The 19,902-nt window shown below is 71.5% G+C and carries 14 protein-coding genes; 13 read left to right on the forward strand and 1 reads right to left on the reverse strand.

The features are described 5' to 3' along the window. Positions 1–71 precede the first annotated feature (71 nt). The 6 genes from WMF34_RS47250 to WMF34_RS47275 all read left to right on the forward strand — a co-directional run bounded on the left by WMF34_RS47250 (position 72) and on the right by WMF34_RS47275 (position 9,695). The gene (locus tag WMF34_RS47250; RefSeq protein WP_437991933.1) at positions 72–1,304 is read left to right on the forward strand and encodes a phospholipase D-like domain-containing protein; all 1,233 of its coding nucleotides are present in this window, start codon (positions 72–74) and stop codon (positions 1,302–1,304) included. 18 nt (positions 1,305–1,322) lie between these two features. Next, positions 1,323–2,096 carry an endonuclease/exonuclease/phosphatase family protein gene (locus WMF34_RS47255; RefSeq protein ID WP_044967507.1) on the forward strand — a complete coding sequence of 258 codons (774 nt, stop codon included), beginning with the start codon at positions 1,323–1,325 and terminating at the stop codon, positions 2,094–2,096. A gap of 102 nt (positions 2,097–2,198) precedes the next feature. Next, complete coding sequence (locus WMF34_RS47260; RefSeq protein ID WP_437991934.1) at positions 2,199–2,840, forward strand: NAD(P)-dependent oxidoreductase; 642 nt, start codon at positions 2,199–2,201, stop codon at positions 2,838–2,840. A gap of 159 nt (positions 2,841–2,999) precedes the next feature. Continuing rightward, on the forward strand, positions 3,000–6,542 hold the full coding sequence (locus WMF34_RS47265) for a DVUA0089 family protein (RefSeq protein ID WP_437991935.1): 3,543 nt from the start codon (positions 3,000–3,002) through the stop codon (positions 6,540–6,542). Positions 6,543–7,356: 814 nt separating this feature from the next. Continuing rightward, complete coding sequence (locus tag WMF34_RS47270; protein ID WP_437991936.1) at positions 7,357–7,860, forward strand: hypothetical protein; 504 nt, start codon at positions 7,357–7,359, stop codon at positions 7,858–7,860. A gap of 248 nt (positions 7,861–8,108) precedes the next feature. After that, positions 8,109–9,695 (forward strand): MSCRAMM family protein, encoded by a 1,587-nt coding sequence (locus WMF34_RS47275; protein ID WP_437991937.1) that lies wholly within the window; start codon positions 8,109–8,111, stop codon positions 9,693–9,695. Between the two features lie 74 nt (positions 9,696–9,769). Here WMF34_RS47275 and WMF34_RS47280 read toward each other — a convergent pair whose 3' ends face one another. After that, on the reverse strand, positions 9,770–11,212 hold the full coding sequence (locus WMF34_RS47280; RefSeq protein WP_437991938.1) for a hypothetical protein: 1,443 nt from the start codon (positions 11,210–11,212) through the stop codon (positions 9,770–9,772). A 465-nt stretch (positions 11,213–11,677) separates the two neighbouring features. Here WMF34_RS47280 and WMF34_RS47285 point away from each other — a divergent pair, with 465 nt between their 5' ends. The 7 genes from WMF34_RS47285 (at position 11,678) to WMF34_RS47315 (ending at position 19,657) form a co-directional block, all read left to right on the forward strand. Further along, positions 11,678–12,943: a YkgJ family cysteine cluster protein gene (locus tag WMF34_RS47285; RefSeq protein WP_437991939.1), complete on the forward strand. Its 1,266-nt coding sequence runs from the start codon at positions 11,678–11,680 to the stop codon at positions 12,941–12,943. A gap of 139 nt (positions 12,944–13,082) precedes the next feature. Further along, positions 13,083–14,414 carry an aspartate kinase gene (locus tag WMF34_RS47290; RefSeq protein ID WP_012241869.1) on the forward strand — a complete coding sequence of 444 codons (1,332 nt, stop codon included), beginning with the start codon at positions 13,083–13,085 and terminating at the stop codon, positions 14,412–14,414. Between the two features lie 254 nt (positions 14,415–14,668). Further along, complete coding sequence (locus WMF34_RS47295) at positions 14,669–15,472, forward strand: HAD family hydrolase (RefSeq protein WP_437991940.1); 804 nt, start codon at positions 14,669–14,671, stop codon at positions 15,470–15,472. A gap of 9 nt (positions 15,473–15,481) precedes the next feature. Then, complete coding sequence (locus WMF34_RS47300) at positions 15,482–16,591, forward strand: ABC transporter ATP-binding protein (protein ID WP_012241871.1); 1,110 nt, start codon at positions 15,482–15,484, stop codon at positions 16,589–16,591. Continuing rightward, complete coding sequence (locus WMF34_RS47305; RefSeq protein WP_437991941.1) at positions 16,588–17,916, forward strand: ABC transporter substrate-binding protein; 1,329 nt, start codon at positions 16,588–16,590, stop codon at positions 17,914–17,916. The genes WMF34_RS47300 and WMF34_RS47305 overlap by 4 nt, the downstream gene beginning before the upstream one ends. After that, complete coding sequence (locus WMF34_RS47310) at positions 17,913–18,794, forward strand: carbohydrate ABC transporter permease (RefSeq protein WP_437991942.1); 882 nt, start codon at positions 17,913–17,915, stop codon at positions 18,792–18,794. Before WMF34_RS47305 ends, WMF34_RS47310 begins: the two co-directional genes overlap by 4 nt. After that, the gene (locus WMF34_RS47315) at positions 18,791–19,657 is read left to right on the forward strand and encodes a carbohydrate ABC transporter permease (RefSeq protein WP_437991943.1); all 867 of its coding nucleotides are present in this window, start codon (positions 18,791–18,793) and stop codon (positions 19,655–19,657) included. The genes WMF34_RS47310 and WMF34_RS47315 overlap by 4 nt, the downstream gene beginning before the upstream one ends. The last annotated feature ends 245 nt before the right edge of the window (positions 19,658–19,902 follow it).

Genomic DNA, 19,902 nt, shown 5'->3' on the forward strand with positions numbered 1-19,902 from the left:
CCCGCGCGCGGCGCAGCGCCGGCGGGCCGCGTAGCGCTCGTCTTCCCCCGCGCATCCTCCACACTTCGGCGATGAGCTCCCGTGACCGCCGGTTGCTGAGCCCCGTCGGCGACGGACGCAGCCCGCCCTTGCCGGGTGATCCGCCCGCGGGCCGCTCCGGCGGCGGCGCGTCGAAGCCGATCGGCCCCATCCTGACGGCGCAGCACGCGCTCACCCTCCTGCCCGGCATGGAGGCGGTGCTGGGCTCGATCTTCCGCGACGTCGAGCGCGCAGAGCGGCGCGTCGACATCGAGACGTACATCTACCGCGACGACCTGCTCGGGAGCGCGTTCGCCGACGTCATGGGGCGGGCCGCGGCGCGCGGGGTGCGCGCGCGGCTCCTCTACGATCCGCTCGGCTCGCACGAGACCGACGCCCCGTTCTTCGACGCGCTCCGGCGCCGCGACATCGAGGTCCGCGCCTACCGCCCCATGGCGCCCGGGCTCGGCCACGGCGGGCTCCTGCCGCGGGATCACTCGCGCGTCATCGTGATCGACGATCAGGCCTACACCGGCGGCGCCGCGTGGGGAGACGAGTGGCTCCCGGAGCGGCGCGGGGGCAAGGGGTGGCACGACGTCTGTCTGCGCCTCGAGGGCCCCTGCGTCGAAGATTTCGCCTTCCTCTTCGAGCGGCGCTGGCGCGAGGCCGACGGCGGATCCGAGGGGGTGCGCGACTACGCGACGGGGCGCAAGTACCCGGATCTCGAGCTCGTCGCGGACACGCCGGACGACAACGCGCGCGTCTATGCCCGCTACCGCGAGGCGATCCGGCGAGCGCGGGAGCGCGTCTGGATCGAGAACGCCTATTTCTTCCCGCCCGCCGGGATGCTCAAGGATCTCGTCGACGCGGCCGCGCGCGGCGTCGACGTCCAGATCATCCTCCCCGGCGAGACCGATCTGCCGATCATCAAGCGCGCCGCGCGCGCCGAGCACGCCGCGTGGCTCGATCGCGGCTTCACGATCTTCGAGTACCAGCGGGACGTCCTGCACTCGAAGTTCGCGCTGGTCGACGGCGACTGGTGCACGATAGGCACGTTCAACGCGAACCCGAGCAGCCTGAGCGCCGTCAACGAGGTGAACCTCTTCGTGTTCGATCCGGCGTTCGTCGCGCAGGTGGCGGACATGTTCTCGCGGGACAGGGCAGACTCGCGGCCGGTGACCCGGGGCGCGCTCGCGGCGCGGTCGCTCCCGGGCAAGGCCGCCGACTGGCTCGCTCACGGGGCCTTGAGCCTCCTCGACAAGCTGGTTAAGACATCCCCGGACTGACGCCCGAGGAGGAGGCATTTGAGCCACGATCGCGATCTCGTCGTCCTGACGCAGAACATCTGGGGGGGAGTCGCCCTCTGGGAGCGGCGCCGGGCGATGCTTGCCAGGCTCATCGGCGATCTGCGCCCTTGCCTCCTCGGGCTCCAGGAGGTGCACGCGCCGGCGGCGAGCGGCGACCTCGGCCAGGCCGGGGAGCTCTCGCGGCTCGCCGGCGGATACCGGGCCTGGTTCGCGCCGGGCAGGGTCGCCGCGAGCGGCGAGTGCGAGGGGGTAGCGCTGCTCTGCCGGGAGGACATCGAGGTGCTCGATCACTCCGTGGAGGCGCTCACGCTCGATCGCGACGACCCGTTCGAGCGCGACAGCCAGCGCGTCGTCCTGCGCGCCGCGATCCGGCACGCCGGCGCGGTGGTCGACGTGCTCGTCACGCACCTCTCGCTGTCGAAGCGCGCGCGGGCGCGCACCGTGCGCGAACTCGTGAGCTTCGCCGCGCGCGAGCGCCAGAAGTCGGGGAGCCACGGCGCCGTGCTGATGGGCGACTTCAACGCGCTCCCCAGCGAGGAGGCGGTCTGTTATCTCCAGGCGAGCGCCGGAAACGGCTCCTGGCTCGACGCCTGGACGCAGGCGCACCCCGGCAAGGCGGGCGGCACCTGGCCCGCGGGCCTGCCGCTGCGCCGCATCGATTATGTCTTCGTTCAACCGGGCGAGGGGTGGGCGATCACGCGCTGCGAGCGGGCGCCTTTCTCCGGCTCGGATCATCTCGGCGTGGCCGCGTGGCTGCGGCTCGGCGCCTGAAGGGCGGGGCCCCGCTCGCCCGGATCTCCAGCGGATCTCGATGGAGCAGGCCCTCGCGCGCAAACTGTACCTGCTGCGGCGGACCGGGTAGGCTGGCGGCACATGAGCAGGCTGCTGATCTTGGGGGCGACCGGCGGCACGGGCGCCGCGTTGATCCGTCAGGCGCTGGAGGCTGGACACGAGGTCTCGGCATTCGCGCGCACGCCCGCCACCATCCCTGTCCCGCACCATGAGCGGCTGCGCGCGCTCCGCGGCGACATCATGGATGCCGAGCAGGTGTCGCGCGCCGTGTCCGGCCACGACGCCGTCCTCTCGGCCCTGGGGTCGCGCGGCCTGGGCCCGACGCGCGTCTACTCCGACGGCATCATCCACGTCCTGCGCGCGATGAAGGAGCACGGCGTCCGCCGCCTGATCGCCGTCACCGCCGCGGGCATCGGCGAGGAGCAGCAGCCTGCGCTCTGGTTCCGGCTCCTGGTCAAGCCGATGCTCCGCAACAGGTATTCCGACATGCTGCGCATGGAAGAGGCCCTCCGCCGGAGCGATGTGGACTGGACCGTCGTGCGCGTCCCCAAGCTCACCGACGGGCGGCTCACCAAGGAGTGCCGCGCCGAAGTCGACCCCTCGCCGCCGGAGGGCTACCTCTTTGGCGGCCCCGCGATCTCGCGCGAGGATCTGGCGTATTTCATGCTCTCCCAGCTGGAGAGCGAAGAGTACCTCCGCAAGGCGATCGTCGTGACGTACTGAGCGCGCGGCGCTGTCGTCATCTCTTGACGCAGCCGCGGAGCATCGGTCTGCTGCCGCCCCCGCCGTCGTGGCCAGCCCGCGGCGCGCCCGCGGTGATCGCCACGAATGCCGCGATCGCCGTGATCCTCGCGACGCTGCCGAGCAGAGGCCTCAGAATCCATGATTTTCTCCCCCAGGACCGCTCTCCCATGGTTCCTCGGTCTGGCGCTGATCGCCCTGAGCGGGTGCGAGCTGCTCGTCTCAGCCGACCGCAGCAAGATCGATGTGCCCGCGGTCGGGGGCAATGGCGGAGAGGGCGGCAGCGGCGGAGAAGGGGGTAGCGGCGGAGAGGGCGGCGGCGGCGGAGAAGGCGGCAGCGGCGGAGAGAGCGGTAACGGCGGAGAAGGCGGCAGCGGTGGGCAGGGCGGCGCGGCCGGCGCGGTGTGCGGCGATGGCGCGATCAGCGCTCCTGCCGAGGTGTGCGACGATGGGAATCGGACGGCCGGCGACGGGTGCGATCCGGGTTGCGCGATCGAGCCTGGGTTCGCGTGCGCCGGGGCGCCGAGCGTGTGTACGAGCGGGTGCGGCGACGGGGCGCTGGGCGGCGCGGAGACCTGCGACGACGGCGGCGACAAGGACGGCGATTGCTGCTCGCGCGCGTGCCAGGTCGAGCCCGGCTGTGAGGTCGAGCCGAACGACGGATTCGCCTCGGCCAACGACGCCTTCGCCATCGCGCCCGGCGGTCGGATCCGCGCGTTCATCGACCCCGAATCCGACGTGGACGTGTTCTCGGTGACCGTCCCCGAGGGGTCGGTAGGGCGCATCAAGGCAGAGACGCTCGATGGCCCGCTGGGCACGACGTGCAGCTCGCTCGGCGTCGATACCCATGTGACGATCTTCGACGCGAGCCTGGCGAGCATCGAGGACAACGACGATGTCGCCGACGACGATACCTGTTCTTTCCTGGCGCTGCGCAAGCTGAGCCCTGGCGAGTATTTCGTCCGCGTGCAGATCTCCCCTGGAGCGGAGCCCGCGACGTTCGACTACACGCTCTCCCTCACGCTGGATACCTCGGTGTGCGGCGACGGCGTGCTGGAGGATCCGGAGCTCTGCGACGACGGCGACACGACCGGCGGTGACGGCTGCAGCGCGGCGTGCGAGCTGGAGCTCCGCACCCCCGAGGTCGAGCCGAACAGCACCGCGGCGGAGGCGGGAGGGCGCGCCGCGCTCCGGCCGAACGTGCTCGTCTCGGCGGCGATCGAGCCCCTCGGCGATATCGACGTCTTCGCCTTCGAGGTGCCGAGCCTCGCGGACGTCCAGCTCGCGACGTTCAGCCCCGGGCGGCTGGACGAGTGCGCCGAGGGCGTCGACACCTTCCTCCAGCTGCTCGACGTGGACGGCGCGACGGTGCTGGCGAGCGACGACGACAGCGGCCTCGAGGCGTGCTCGCTCATCGACTCGAGCGTCGACGACAGGGCGACACGGCTCCAGCCGGGCACGTATTATGTGACCGTCGAGGAGTTCAACAACGACGCCTCCATCCCCGGGTACGACCTCCTCATCGCCTTCACCTCGCTCTGCGGCAACGGGGTGATCGAGGAGGGCGAGGCGTGCGACGGCGGGGAGCGGTGTTCCTCGGCGTGCGCGCGGATCGCGGTGTGCGGCGACGGAGCCATCGATGGCGGCGAGGCGTGCGACGACGGCGGGACCGAGGGCGGAGATGGCTGCAGCGCCGCGTGCCAGCTCGAGGGGACCCTCCCGGAGATCGAGCCGAACGACGCGCGAGGCCAGGCCACCGCGGGTCGGGCGACCGCGGCGGGGGCGCTGTTCACCGCGTCGATCTCTCCGCCGGGAGAGGTCGACTTCTTCGCCATAGACGTCCCCGGCCTGGCCGAGCTGGAGGTGGAGACATTCGATGCGACCGGTCCGACCTCGTGCCGCGGCGTCGACACCGTGGTGCGGCTCCTCGGGCCCGACGGCGCCGTGATCGCCGAGGACAACGACGGCGGCGAAGCCAGGTGCTCCCGTATCCGCGCCGCCGTCACCGCGCCGGGCGTCGATTACGTCCGCTATTACGTGCGGGTCCAGGACTATGGAGGAGACTCCATCGCTGGATATACGGTGCGCGCGCGGACGACGGCCGTCTGCGGCGACGGCGCGGTCGAGGGCCTGGAGGAGTGCGACGGCGGCGCCGCGTGCGGGGCGACGTGCCAGCGCGTCCCGGTGTGCGGAGATGGCTTCGTCGACGAGCCCGAGGTCTGCGATGACGGCAACACCGGAGGCGGGGATGGCTGCGACGCCGCATGTCGGATCGAGGGCGCGATCGCCGAGATCGAGCCCAACTCGACCCCTGCCGAGGCCGAGGCGAACGGCGCTGTGGCGCCGGGAGCGCTCGTGTCCGGCGCGATCGAGCCGGACAGCGATGTCGATCTCTTCGCCCTGCAGCTCACGAGCGTCTCCGATCTCCGGCTCGAGACCTTCGACTCGAGCGGCCCCGCGCGGTGCGCCGAGGGCGTCGACACGGTCCTCTCCCTCCTCTCGCCGGACGGGGCGACCGTGCTCGCCTCCGACGACGACGGCGGGATCGGCGCCTGCTCGCTCATCGACTCGAGGAGCCCCGGCGGGGCCGCGGCGCGCCGCCTGGGTCCCGGGACATACCATGTCCGGGTCAGCGGCTTCCCGGAGCAGCCGGGGGCCCGCTACACGCTGCGGGTCTCGCTCGACGCCTCGTGCGGCGACGGCGTGAGGGAGGGCGCGGAGGAGTGCGACGGCGGCGCGGGGTGCAGCGCCCGCTGCGAGAGGCTCCCGGTCTGCGGCGACGGCCTGCTCGACGCGCCGGAGGGGTGCGACGACGGCAATGCCGCGGGCGGAGACGGGTGCAGCTCCGCCTGCCAGCTCGAGGCGGTGACCGCCGAGATCGAGCCGAACGACACCCCCGCGCAGGCCGGGGCGAGCGATCTCGTGATCTCGGGCGACGCGCTCCTCGCGGCGAGCCTCGCCGCGGGCGGCGACAGGGACGTGTTCCGCCTGAGCTTGCCTGCCGCCTCGGTCGTGCGCCTCGAGGTCTTCGACGGCACCGCGGCGGGCTGCGAGGGAGGCCTCCTCACGACGCTCCGCGTGCTCGACGCGGCAGGCGGGACGGTCGCGACGGACGAGGGGCTCTCCGACACCGCGTACGCGGGGGGCATCGGCGGATGCTCGGCGCTCGTCGTGGCGTTGCCTTCCGGCGACCACGACGTCGAGGTCGCGGCGCGCGAGGGCGGCGCGGAATTTCCGCTCTACCTCCTCCAGGCCAAGATCCTCGCGCCAGCGGGCGCCGAGGAGGAGCCGAATGGCACCATCGCCACCGCGAGCGGATTCGCCGGCTCCGATGGGTTCATCGCCGGCGCGCGGGCGACCGACGATTTCGACTTCTACGCCGTGGATGTCCCGGAGGGCCGGTCGATCCGCGCGGAGATCATCGAGGGCGGCGAGGAGGCGTGCGAGTCGCTCGACATCGACAGCCGGCTGTCGCTGTTCGACGCCGGGGGCTCGCTCATCGCGGACGACGACGACGGCGGCCGGGGCAACTGCTCGATCCTCGACGGCACCGGGGACGCCCCGCGCCACCCCGGGGCTCATGCGCTACCGGCGGGGCGGTACTTCCTCCGCGTCCGCGCCGCGTCCGGCGCCTCGGGCACCGCGGCCCTCTTCGAGTACCGGCTGGCCGTCACGCTCCGCTGACGAGCGCGGACGCCGCCGGACGTCCGGGATCACCGTTGGCCCCGTCCGGCCGGGACGGGGCGTGTTCGCCGCCGCGCGTCCAGCGCCGCGCGCCGCCGCGCGCCGCCGGGAGGCCGGGACGCACCCGCCGCCGCGCGGCGACTCGATGTCTCGATATCCCATCATCGCGAGACTGCCGCGCTCCGTCGCGCCGCCGCGCGGTGTGGCTCCGCGGTGCTCATCGGAGCCGCATGCGGGGGCCATACCCACAAGCACCTTCGCGGGGTGTCTTCGGTAGCTAGGTAGGTAGGTAGGTAGATCGAGCGCCGGGGGCGGCACGGAGCTGCCTTGTGCCGCGCCCGCGCGCCCGCCCTGGCGTCGCCCGGCGATTCCCGCCCTCGGCCGCGCCTCGCGGCGCCGCCGTACACCGCCTCTCTCGGCGCGGGTGCGTGATACTTCGGCTGGATGTAGGAGCCCGCGGGGTGCGTTCAAGGCAGAGGACATGAGTTCTTTGTCGAGGAGTGCCGGTATTCTCCCTGGTTCTAACTCCGTCCTGTTTTTGACCGGAAAGATGCCAGTCAAAAGTGCTTGCGTGAGACCGCGGGGAGAATAGTCTCCTGTTGTTCGCGTCATGACCTCGGGGCGGGTTCCTCCGGGAGCGTGACCGTGACGGGACGACGACGACGTGCGTCGCTCCCGTCTGGGCACCGCTCTCCTGGCGCAGGCCCCGGGGGATTGCATCCCTTGGGTGACGATCTGGATAGGTATCTGCATCAAACTTCACCACAGATTCGATTCCTCGGAGGTATTTCTCATGAAGAATTTTGCTCGTTGGGTGCTCGCTTTCGCAACCATCACGTCGATCTCGGGCAGCGCCATGGCCATCCGGAACGACTGTTTCTACGACGTGTCCATGAAGACCGGCCTGAGGAAGGTGCCGGTAGGTCAGACCGTCTTCCAGCTGGCCGAGCAGGCGGGCACCCTGTGGAACGATGAGTGCGGCTACGTGGGCAAGTGGGGCGTCGTGGCGGGCCCGGGCGCCGCGGTGGCCGCCAACATCTTCCTTCGCCAGCAGACGACGATCGGGAACAACGACTGCGACTGGAACTCCTTCTACTTCACGGACGGGAGCATCTCGCTCCTGCCCACCGTGCCGATCCCGCCCAGCACCGTGTCGTTCCCGCCCAGCTCCGGCATCACCTCGCGGCTCCAGAAGGCGCCCATCTGCAACTTCGTGGGGATGGAGGACGACTACACCGGCACGATCAAGTCCACGATCCAGTTCTATTCCGCGCTGTCGATGCCCACGCCGGTCACGTTCGCCCCGCACTGCTACTGACGGCGTGCCTTTGAGACCGGTCTTCACTGGGCTCTGAGACGGCGCCCGGCGTCCGACCGATCGGCGAGAGCCTCCCTGCAGAAAGCCCATAGTAACGGCCCCGGGCAGGTCGGGGAGGCGCTCGTCGATCGCGTCGTGCGGATTGAGGAGGGGGCGCCGGCGGAACGCCGGCGGCCCCTTTCTCTTCTCCGCCTCTGCCGAGCTCCCGACTCGAGGGCTCTAGCCAGGTCAACTTGTCTGGAGGAACAATGATGCAACCGAGTTCGTCGCAACGGAACCCCTCGCGCCGGCCCCTGTGGATCGCCGCCGGCTTGCTCCTGGCCGCCCTCGCCGGCGTCGCCCTCTTCCTCGCCTTCCGCTCCGGGGACGAGCAGACCGCCGGGGCGAAAGGCCCGGCCGCCGGGGCCGAGAAGCACGTCCGTTACCGCAACAGGGCGCTCGTTCGCGGCCCGGCGCCGGCGGCGAAGGAGGAGGCGCGGCCCGCGATCAGCGGCCTCGTCTATGGCACGGACGGGAACACCCTCGCCGGCGCGACCGTCGTCGCCATGACCTTCGAGGTCGCCGGCAACGTGCTCTCGACCGCGGGCTCCGTGAAGAGCGACGATGGGGGGCGGTTCGAGCTCACGCTCCCGGACGGCACCTATCAGCTGAGCGCGAGCGTCGATGGATACGGGACCACGTCGATCACGGCGCGCCCCGGCGAGGCGGTGAGCCTCGTGCTGCCGAAGAGCGGCGTCATCGAGGGGCGCGTGCTGGACGAGCGGGGCGAGCCCGTGCGCCGCTTCTCGATCGACATCCTCTCGGCCGTGACGGCGGAGACGCCGGCGACGCCGCCCCTGTTCTCTCGCACGTTCGAGAGCCCGGACGGCTCGTTCCGCGTCGATCAGCTGCCCTCGTGGGACGTCGTCGTCAGGGCGACGGCGGCGGAGTTCGCGCCCGCGTTCTCCACGAACATCAATGTGCGCGCCGGAGACGTCGAGAAGATGGATCTGACCCTCTCGAAGGGATGTACCTTGACCGGGCAGGCGGTGGACTCGTCCGGCGCTCCGCTGCCCGGGGTGTACGTCGACGCCGAGTCGCTCTTCGCCGTCGGCGAGCTGAGCAGCCTGTCCATGGAGGCCGCCGCGCAGGCGCAGACCGAGGACGACGGCTCCTTCAGCCTGCCGCACGTGCCGAAGGGCACGATCGTCGTCCGCGGCTATGACGGCAGCAACGCCGTGAGCTCGACCGAGATCGAGGTCGCGGGCTGCGACGGCCTGAAGCCGGTGAAGCTCGTGATGTCGCCCGGCGGCAGCCTCTCCGGCGTGGCGCGAGACGCCGAGGGCAAGCCCGTCGCCGGCGCCCGGCTCACGCTCATGCACCGCCCGATCGGCTTCGTGAACACGGTGAGCGACGAGGACGGCACCTTCCACTTCGACCAGGTCCCGCCCGGCGAGCTCCGCGTCATGATGCGGCGAGGCGAGGAGGTGATGCTCGCGGCGGTCGGCATCGAGGACGGGAAGACCACGCAGCACGACATCGCCTTTGCGCCCCGGGGCACCGGGGAGATCCGCGGCCGCGTCACCGTGGCCGGCAAGCCGCTCCCGGGGGCTCGCCTCATGATGGCCACCCAGATCGGGGACGACGGCGCGATCGGCATGTTCTACCCCGTCACCGCGGAGGACGGCTCGTTCCGCGCGTCCGGGCTCCCGACCGGCGGCTACATCATCAACGTCGAGTCGACGAGCATCGGGACCGGCGTGCACGTGAAGGCGGGCGAGGTCACGACGGCGGATCTCCAGGTGATCGACCTGCCCAGCATGAAGGGCCAGGAGGCCGCGCTCCCGCTGCGGTAGCGAGCTCCGCGCCAGCGCGATCTCCCGGCTGTCCGGAGGCGGAGCCTCCTGGACGGCCGGTCCGCGTTTTCAGGTCACTCCGCCGGGGTGATGGTCAGCGTGAACGGCCCCGAGGAGGCGGCGTTGTAGCTGTCGACGAAGATGTCGATCGGCTGGCCTGCAGTCGCCGTCACCGTGATCGACTCGGGCTGCCCGGAGTCGAAGGGATCATCCACGCAGGAGAGCTCGCTGCTCGGGTCTGCACAGTCGCTGCGCGCGTAGAGGACGACATCGGCGTGGCGCTCCGGCGTCGCGGTGATCGTCAGGTTGCCGCTCGCCTCCGGGGTATACCGGTACACGAGCTCCCCGCCTTCGCCGCCGCACGACGCCGTGACGCCCTGCGTGCCCTCGGAGGTGTCGCCCACCGTCGTTGCCTCCGTGAGCGTCGCCGTGGCCGCGCACAGCGGCTCCAGGTTCACCTTGCACTCGCCGCTGCACACGTTGTCATCCACGGCGTCTCCGTCGTCGCACTCCTCCGCGCCGACGCGCGCTCCGTCCCCGCAGATCTCCTCCGCGAAGGACACGTCGAGCGTATACGACGCGTCCATCCCGTTCTTGCCCTCGATGAAGATGAAATAGGTCTGACCGGGCTCGGTGAGCAGCTCCAGCGGGGCGTCTTCCGGTCCGAACGCAGGGACGCAGCCGAGCAGCGTCGCCTCGTCGTCGCAGCTCTCCCGGATGTACCAGTCGAAGTCGCCCTCCGGCGCCGTCGCCGTCGCGGCGATCTGGACTGCGCCCTTCGCCGGCGCGACGAACCCGAACACCCGCTCTCGCATGCCCGTGCCCGTGACGGACGTGGGGATACCAGGGCAGAGCGCGGCGAACAGGTTGGTGCCGGCCTCCGTCGTGCCGGTGAACCTCCCGCCCTCCGAGACGTCGGTGGCCTCCGCGCACGCCGCGGCGACGCTCTCGACGCACGCTGCCTTCGTCGAGCAGTCGCGCTCCTCGCAGTCCTGCAGGCCGTCCTTGTCCTCGTCCTCGGCGCTGTCGCAGATCTCACCCGACGAGACGCAGAACGCGGAGTCCTCGTCGCAGGCGCCCTTGCACTGCGCGTCGTCGTCGCAGCCGCCAAAGCACATCGTCCACCCGTCGTCGGTCACGTCGACGCACGTATGCCCCGCCCTCCCGCAGTCGGACGTCTCTTCACAGGACTTGAGACAGAGCGAGAAGCTGCCCTGTGGCAGGCACTCGGAGCCCTCACCGCACGGCAAGAGCGCCGTGTCGCAGAGCCTCGTGCAGTAGCCGCCCGCCCAGCCGAAGTCCTCCTCGGTCAAGCAGAGCCCGCCGAGGCAATCCTCGTTGACCGCGCAGGCCTCGCCGTCCGCCTTCCCGTCCGGCGCGATGCCCTCGCCGCCGTCGCCGCCCTGGCCGCCTGCGCTGGACGCCGCTCCCAACGGTGAGATCTCGTCGTCGTCGCCGCAGGCGGCGAGCGCGAGAGACATCGCTGTGACCGCTGACAGGGGAAGAGCAAGTCGCATGTTGTTCTCCTGAAAGAGAGGTACAGCGCTCGACCACGGAACGCAGCAAAACTTGCGACAACAGCAAAAAGAGCCTGGACTGACTGGAATTGTTACGTCCGGAGCGAAATGTGGTGGTAAGAAAAGAACCCTTACAATCGTTCAATGCTGAGACCGTGGCGTTTCAAAAACGAAACCCGTAGGGGATGTCCCTGACGCATGGCCGCAATTCGGGGTGCTGCCTAGGGGTCGTCCGGATGGCACGGTCAGTGCTTCATGGGAGGCAGCGTCGCCGGCGTGGCCTTCGCCCCCCTGAGGCCCCGGCGGCGCTGTCTTTTTGTCGGTCGCCGTCTCGCCGATCGCCGTCGCCACGCCTGAGCCCACTGGCTCGCTGCGCCGCGCCGGGCGCGATGGACGCGCGGCACGCGGGGATCGAGCGCCGGATCGAGCGCCGATCTCCGGGGCGTTGTATGGTCCCGCCGCCCCATGGCGACGAAGCTCATCGCTCCCTCGAGTCACCCCCCGAATCAGAAGTTCGAGTGCCGCGACTGCCCCGCTCGGTGCTGCCGGATGCCGTGGAACATCCGCTTCAGCAGCGACGAAGCCAGGCGGTACCTCGCCGAGCCCTGGGTGCGGGAGCGCGTCGGGGAAGAGGGGGCCCTCGTCATCGGGCGCGGCGTGTTGCCCGTGCGGGAGCGGGATCGCCAGCTCCAGTGCGTCTTCCTCGACGACGACATGCTCTGCAGCATGCAGAAGCGGTTCGGCCACGAGTACATCCCGAAGTCGTGCCAGGCGTTCCCGTTCGGGTTCGTCCGAGACGAGAAGGATGCCGTCGTCGCGCAGCTCTCCCAGCTGTGCCCGTCGATTCGCGACAACTACGGCAAGCCCGTGGATCGCCAGCTCAAGGCGAAGCTCCAGCAGCGAGGCGATACGGAGCGGATGTCGACGGCGCTGGCGACGCTGAGCGGCGTGATCCTCACGCAGCCGCTTTATCTGCGCGCCGCGAGGCACTGGGAAGAGCAGCTCGCGACCGGCGCGTCGCCGGCGTCGACGCTGGCCCGGCTCTACGACTGGACGGCGGCCTTCGAGCGCGCGCTCCCCCAGGGCCAAGGGCGCGCGACGGACGCCTCGGTCGACGCCGCCCTCGGGCAGGCCGGCAAGGAGGAGCCCGAGCCGCTCGCGCCCCGCAAGAAGCCCTCTTTCTATGCGCGGGTGCTGTTCGCCTATCTCCTCGGCAACCTCTGTTATCCGTCGCGGGTCCGCGAGCCCCACCGGGTCGAGAAGGCCTCGTGGACGGAGCTCCAGGCGCTGCGCAGCTTCGGGAACAAGGCCGCCTGGATGCTCGGGCGAGGCACCGTCGATATGATGTTCGTCCCCAGGCCGTTCAAGCTCCAGCGGGTGAGGACGGTCGATCGCTTCCTCGCCGGCGACGAGGGGGCCGCCGTGAAGGACTACCTGCGCCTCGTGCTCCAGCGCCGGCACATCTTCTCGGCGCCGAGGCACCTCCTGGCGGCCGTGCTCGACCTCTCGCTGGCCACCGTCGTGATCTCGCGCTTCGCCCGCTGCCGCGCCGCGGCGGACGGCAGGGTCAAGGTCTCCCTGGAGGACGTGCGGGAGGGGATCAGCGTCGCCGAGCTCGTCCTCCTGAGCCACGCGGCCCTCTCGGAGCAAGGCACGCTCATGAAGAACCTGCGCTGGCTCCTGCTCACGAAGCGCGAGAGCTTCCGGGCCCTCCTGGCGACCGAGGCATAAGCCCCTCGCGCGCCTGGTTGGGTCGGCTACCGGGACAGGCTCTTAGCACCTCGCGTCAACGTCAGGCCGGGCTCGCTTCACCGCCGGCCGCGACTATTCTCGCGCCCACCGGGCCCAGCTGGCCCATGGAGGCACGCGCATGATCGTCATGAAGTTCGGCGGCAGCTCGGTCGAGAGCCGCGCGCAGATCGAGAAGGTTCTTCACATCGTCAGAGCTCGCCTGGCCCGCCGCCCCGTCGTGGTGAGCTCCGCGCACAAGGGCATGACCGACGCGCTGATCAACGCCGCCAAGGCCGCCGCCACGGGGCGGTTCGATCCCTCCGTCCCGGTGAACAAGCAGCGCGCGGTCGCCGAGTCGCTCGGCTGCGCGCCCGACCTCCTCGCGCCCTTCTACGAGGAGATCGCCGATCTCCTGCGCGGCATCAGCCTCGTCAAGGAGCTCAGCCCGAGGAGCCTCGACTACATCGCAAGCTTCGGAGAGCGCATGGCCGTGCGGTGCATCGCGGACTTCTTCGCGAGGAGCGGCGTGCCGGCTCGCGCCTACGACGTCTGGGACCTCGGCTTCATCACCGACGCGAACTTCGGCCGCGCGCGCCCGCTGCCCGGCTTCGACGCCCGGATCAAGGCCATGTTCGCCGAGCGCGTCCCCGAGGGGATCGTGCCGATCGTCACCGGCTTCGTCGGCCGCAACGAGGCCGGCGAGATCACGACCGTCGGCCGCAACGGGAGCGACCTCACGGCCACGCTCGTCGCAGCGGGGCTCGGCGCCGAGGAGGCGCAGATCTGGAGCGACACCGACGGCGTGATGACCGCCGACCCGAGCGTCGTGAAGACGGCCCGGAACATCCCCACGATGCGCTTCGAAGAGGCCGCGGAGCTCGCGTTCTTCGGCTCCCGCGTCCTGCACCCCTCCACGCTCCTGCCCGCCATGGAGAAGGGCATCCCGGTGCGGGTGCTCAACACGAACCGGCCGGATCACCCCGGCACGGTCATCGATTTCGACACCGACGCCGCGTCCCCGGCCGTGACCTGCATCGCCTACCGCGAGCGGCAGGTCGTGCTCAAGATCAGCTCGACCCGGATGTTCGGCGAGGTCGGCTTCCTCGCGCAGGTGCTCGCGGTGCTGGCCCGGCACGAGGTCGTGATCGACGTGATCACGACGTCCGAAGTCTCGGTCTCGATGACCACCGACGACCTCGGGAAGCTCAGCCGCGCGCTCCCCGAGCTCGAGCAGTTCGGCGCCTGCGAGGTCCTGCCCAACCGGACGACCCTCGTGATCGTCGGCCAGGGCATGCCCAGGCAGAAGGGCGTCGCCGCGCAGGTGCTCGACGCGATGGCCCAGGCCGGCGTCAACGTCGAGATGCTCAGCTACGCCACGGGCAGCGTCAACCTGTCGATGGTCATCGAGGACGCGCACGTCGCCTCCGCGGTCGGCGTCCTGCACCACTCCCTCTTCGAGAAGGCGCGGTGACGCCTCGTGGCGCGCCGAACAGACTGAACCTCGAGAAACAGGAGAGATCTCACAGGGAGGCGAGGAGACGGGGAGATGTTCATTTTTCTTTCTCTTCCTCCTCGCCTCCCCGTCTCTCCCTGTTGTTTTCTCCCGGATCCTCGGCGTGATCGGCGTTCCTGCCGGATGACGCGACGTTGACAGGCGTGACGCGACGCGGGCGCCGCAGTAGGCGTAGGCCTCGGTCGGACCAGGCGTCCGGCCCCGGGGAGACCATGACGGCGGCACACCTCGACGGCGGCGCGACGATCCCGCGCGAGAGCACGACGGACATCCTGCGGCGGATCGAGGCCGCGCACGACACGTACGCCACGCGCCCCGCGCTCGCGTTCGACGCGGACGGCACCCTCTGGGAAGGGGACGTGGGCGTCGACCTCTTCGAGGCGTTCCTCGCGGGGCGCTGCGCGCGGCTCGAGGCGGAGGCGGCGCTGCGCCGCGAGGCCGAGGCGTTCGGCGTCGCCGCGGAGGGCGGCGCGCACGAGATCGCGAGCGCGCTCTACGCGGCGTTCAACGCCGAGCGCTACCCGGAGGACAGGGCCTTCGCGATGATGGCCTGGGCCTTCGCGGGGTGGCGCGAGGACGAGCTCGCGGCGCTCGTCGACCGCGTGCTCGAGGAGAAGGGCCACGCCGGGCGGATCCGGCCCGCGCTGCTGCCGATCCTTGGCTGGGCGCGCTCGCGCGGCGTCCCGGTGTACGTTGTCTCGGCGTCGCCGCGCGCCGTGATCGAGCGCGCCGTCGCGCGCCTCGGCGTCGCGCCCGAGCGCATCGCCGCGATGACCCCGGCCGTCCACGAGGGCCGGCTCGCCCCCGAGCTCGGCGCGCCCGCGACCTACGGCGAGGGGAAGACCCGCGCCCTCGAGCGCATCTTCCCCGAGCTCGCGGTGCTCGCGGCCTTCGGCGACAGCGCCTACGACGCCGCCCTGCTCCGGACCGCCCGGGTGCCCGTCGCGGTCTCACCGAGCCCCAAGCTGCTCGCGGTCGCCGAGACGATCCCCGGGCTCGTCCTGCTCGCCACCTGAGCTTTTGCCATGGCCACCCTCTCGCTCCGAGGCCTGACCCGAAGGTTCCCGAGCGCCGAGCGCCCCGCGCTCGCCGGCCTGGATCTCGACGTCGACGACGGCGAGCTGCTCGTCCTCGTCGGCCCCTCGGGCTGCGGCAAATCGACGGCGCTCCGGCTGATCGCGGGCCTCGACAGCCCCGACGGCGGCACGGTGTCGATCGGCGGGCGCGACGTGAGCCGCGTCGCGCCGGAGGACCGCGACGTGGCGATGGTCTTCCAGGGCTACGCGCTCTACCCGCACATGACCGCGCGCGACATCATGGGCTTCCCGCTCAGGATGCGCGGGGTCGCGCGGGAGGAGCGGGCGCGCCGCGTCGAGGAGGCGGCGGCGCTGCTCGCCATCGGCCACTTGTTGGAGCGGCGCCCCGGCGAGCTCTCCGGAGGCGAGCGCCAGCGCGTCGCCATGGGGCGCGCGATCGTGCGCGCCCCCGCGGCGTTCCTCTTCGACGAGCCGCTCTCGAACCTCGACGCCGCGCTGCGCGCCGAGCTCCGGGTCGAGCTCGCGGCGCTCGTGCGCCGCCTCGGCACGACGTCGGTCTACGTGACCCACGATCAGGTCGAGGCCATGACCATGGGCGACCGCATCGCCGTGCTCCGCGCCGGCGAGCTCCAGCAGGTCGGCCCGCCGCGGGCCATCTACGAGGCGCCGGCGAACACCTTCGTGGCCGGGTTCCTGGGCACGCCGGCGATCAACCTCCTCCCGCTCGAGCGCTCCGGCGAGCGGTACGTGGGCGCGGCGCTCTCGCTGCCCGCCCCGCCGGGGGTGGCGCTCCCCGACCGGGCCATCGCCGGCGTGCGGCCCGAGCACCTGCGCGTCGCGCCGGGGCGCGGATCGCACGGCGACGCGGGGGCGCAGGGCGAGGTGGAGGTCGAGGCGCGCGTCGTCGTGGCCGAGCCGCTCGGCGCCGAGACGTTCCTGTACCTCGACGCGGGCGGGACACGGCTGCGCGCGCGGGCGCACGGCTTCGCGACGCCCGCGCCGGGCGAGGCGGTGCGCGCGCGGCTCGATCCGCGCGACGTGCTCTGGTTCGACGCGGGCTCCGGCGCGCGGATCGCCGCGCCGCGGGCGGCGTCGTGAGCGGGGGAGGCCGCGCCGCGCGCTCGCGGCGCGACGCGCTCCGGGCGCTCGCCGCGTCGCTCGCCGCGGCCGCGGCGGGATCGATCGGCTGCGCGCGGCGCGCGCGCGTCGTCGACGCACGTATCGAGGGCTCGCTGTGGTTCGCCTACGGCGGCAAGAACCGCGAGGTGCTCCTGTCGCTGGTCGATCAGTTCCACCGCGAGCAGGGCCGCTACCGCATCGAGGCCGTGTACCAGGGCGACTACTTCGAGGCGCTCGCCAAGCTGCGGACCGCGCTCGCGGCGGGCGCGGCGCCCGCCCTGACGCACGTGGTCGGCGAGGTGGTGCCCTACCTGGCCGAGGCGGGCGTGCTCGAGCCGCTCGATCGGTTCCTCGCCGGCGCGCCGGGCGGCGACCTCGATGTGGTCGAGGCCCTCGGCCAGTCGGGGACGTTCGTGGGAGGCGGCGAGCGCCCGCTCGTGTGCCTGCCGTTCAACCGATCGACGCCGATCGCCTACTACAACCGGAACGTGTTTCGCGAGCTCGGGCTGTCGCCGCCGACGACCTGGGAGGAGCTCCGCGCGACGGCCGCGCGGCTCGTCGTGCGCGACGGCGAGAGCACGCGGCGGTGGGGCTTCGAGTGCCCGGTCGACTGGTGGTTCTGGGCCGCGCTCGTCGGGCAAGCGGGCGGCGACGTCGTGGCCCCGGACGGCACGCCCACGCTCGGCGGGGAGGCGGGCGTGCGCGCCCTCCGGTTCTGGCAGACCCTCGTGCACGAGGACCGCACGATGAAGCCGCCGCCGGGGCGCGATTACAACGCGTGGCAGGTGACGAACACCGACTTCCTGGCAGGCCGGGTCGCGATGATCTGGACGTCGACCGCGTTCCTTCGATACCTGGAGGACAACGCGGGCCAGGCGGGCGCGGGGAAGTTCGAGGTCGGCGCCGCCCCGCTGCCGCGCGACGTGCGCGCCTCGGTGCCCACGGGCGGGACGATGTTCGTGATGCCGCGCGGCGCCGCGCCGGCGGCGCAGGAGGCGGCGTTCGCGTTCCTGCGCTGGATGATGCAGCCGGAGCAGGCGAACTCGTTCGCGACGCGGACGGGCTACATCCCCGTCTCGCGCCGCGGCCTCGAGGTGCTCCGGCAGGGCGGCTACTACGCCGCGCACCCGAACGACCGCGTCGCGGTGGACCAGCTCGCGCACGCCGCGCCCTGGCCCTGGTCACCGGACCTGTTCCGCGTCCAGCGCGAGGCGGTGCAGCCCCGGCTCGAAGAGGCGGTGCTCGCCCCGCGCGACGCCGCCGAGACCCTCTCCGAGGCCGTCCGCGCGGCGCGCGAGCGATGAAGCCCAAACACCCCCTCTCGCCCTACCTGCTCCTCCTGCCCACCGCGGCCTTCCTGGCGGTGTTCTTCCTGGTCCCGCTCCTGCTCGCGGCCAAGAACAGCTTCTTTGCGTGGGACCTGCTCACGCCCCCGCGGTACGTCGGGCTCCGGAACTACCAGGTCCTCGTCGAGAGCGGCGAGCTCGCCGGCACGCTGCTCCGCACGCTCGGCTACAGCGCCGTCGTGGTGGCGCTCTCCGGCGCCCTGGGGCTCGCGCTGGCGGTGGCGCTCGATCGCCCTGGGCCGGTCTATGCCTTCGTGCGGGGCGCTGTGTTCAGCGCCTATGTCGTGTCGTGGGTCGCGGTGGCGCTCCTCTGGATGTGGATCCTCGACGCCGAGGGGCTCTTCACCGTCGCGCTCCGCTGGCTCGGCCTGCCGACGAGGAGCTGGCTCGGCGATCCCCGCTCGGCGCTGCTCGCGCTGGCCGCGGTGAGCGTCTGGAAGATCACCGGCTATGCCATGGTCATCTTCCTGGCCGGCCTCCAGGACATCCCCCGCGCGCTCCACGAGGCGGCCGCGCTCGACGGCGCCGGCCCGTGGCGGCGGTTCCGCCACGTGACATGGCCGCTGCTCCGCCCGAGCGCCGCCTTCGTGGCGACGACGAGCCTCATCCTCTCCTTTCAGGCGTTCGACGTGATCCGCGTGATGACGCAGGGAGGGCCGGTCAAATCGACGACCCTCTTCGTCTACGCGATCTACGAGCACGTCTTCATGAACCTGCGGGTCGGCCGGGCCAGCGCTATGATCGTGATCTTCTTCGGCTTTTTGCTCCTGTTGACGGTCCTGCAGCTCTGGGCGCTCCGCGCGGGCGCGCCGCGCGAGGGGAGGCGGCCGTCGTGACGGCGGGGCAGAGCGGCGGCGCCGGCGCGGGGCTCTTCAACTCGCACACGTACGCGCGCTCGCGCCGCCTCGTCTCGGACGCCGTGCTCGTCGTGGTGGCCATCGTGTGGCTCGGGCCGTATGCGTGGATGACGATCACCTCGCTGAAGACGCTGCCCGAGATCACCCGCGCTCCGGCTTACCCCTTGCCGCAGGCCTTCCAGCTCGGCGCGTACCGCGAAGTGCTCCAGGCGGTGCCGGTGATGCGGTATTTCGCCAACACCGTGCTCATGGCGACGGCCATCGCGCTCTTGCAGATCGCCCTCGCGCTCCCGGCCGGTTATGCGCTCGCGAAGCTCAGGTTCGTGGGGCGGAGCGCCGCATTCGTCATCGTGCTCTCGTGCCTCCTCATCCCGGCGCAGGTGACGTTCGTGCCGGTCTTCACGATGCTCGGCTCGGTCGGCCTCGTGAACACGTTCGGGGCGCTGATCCTGCCCTTCGGGGTGAGCGCGCTCGGCACGTTCCTCGTGCGCCAGGCGCTGCTCTCGGTCCCTGACGAGATCATCGAGGCGGCGAGGATGGATGGGGCCGGCGAGCTCAGGATCGTCTACCTGATCCTCGGCCCGATGCTGCGGCCGACGCTCTCGGCGCTGTTCCTGTTCAGCTTCGTCTTTCACTACAACGATTACTTCTGGCCGCTCGTCATGACGACCGACGACCAGGTGCGCACGCTGCCGCTCGCGATCGCCCTCCTCCGGGAGCAGGGGACAGGGGTCCGCTGGCACCTCGTGATGGCCGGCAACGTGATCCTGAGCCTGCCTGTGCTCCTCGTGTTCGCGGCGGCGCAGCGGCAGATCCTGCGCGCGGTGACGGCGCGGATCTGAGCGGCGCGGGCGCCCGGGCAGGCCCGGCGCCGGAGGCCGGCGATCGAGCGGTCGACCAGCCGGCGTGTGCATCGACGTGGCAGTTAGCGTCGGTCGCGATCGAGCCCTGCCATCGTGGCTGTCGAGGCCGCCCTGCGCCTTGCGTGGACGGCAATCGCCCAGAGGCACAGCGCGCCGCGGTGCCGGCAACAGGAGCGATCGCTGCGCGGTTTGTTCTCGTCCGGACGCCCTCATTTCTGGCCCGG

This window comes from Sorangium sp. So ce145 (assembly GCF_051525985.1).
Taxonomy (GTDB): Bacteria; Myxococcota_A; Polyangia; order Polyangiales; family Polyangiaceae; genus Sorangium; species Sorangium cellulosum_B.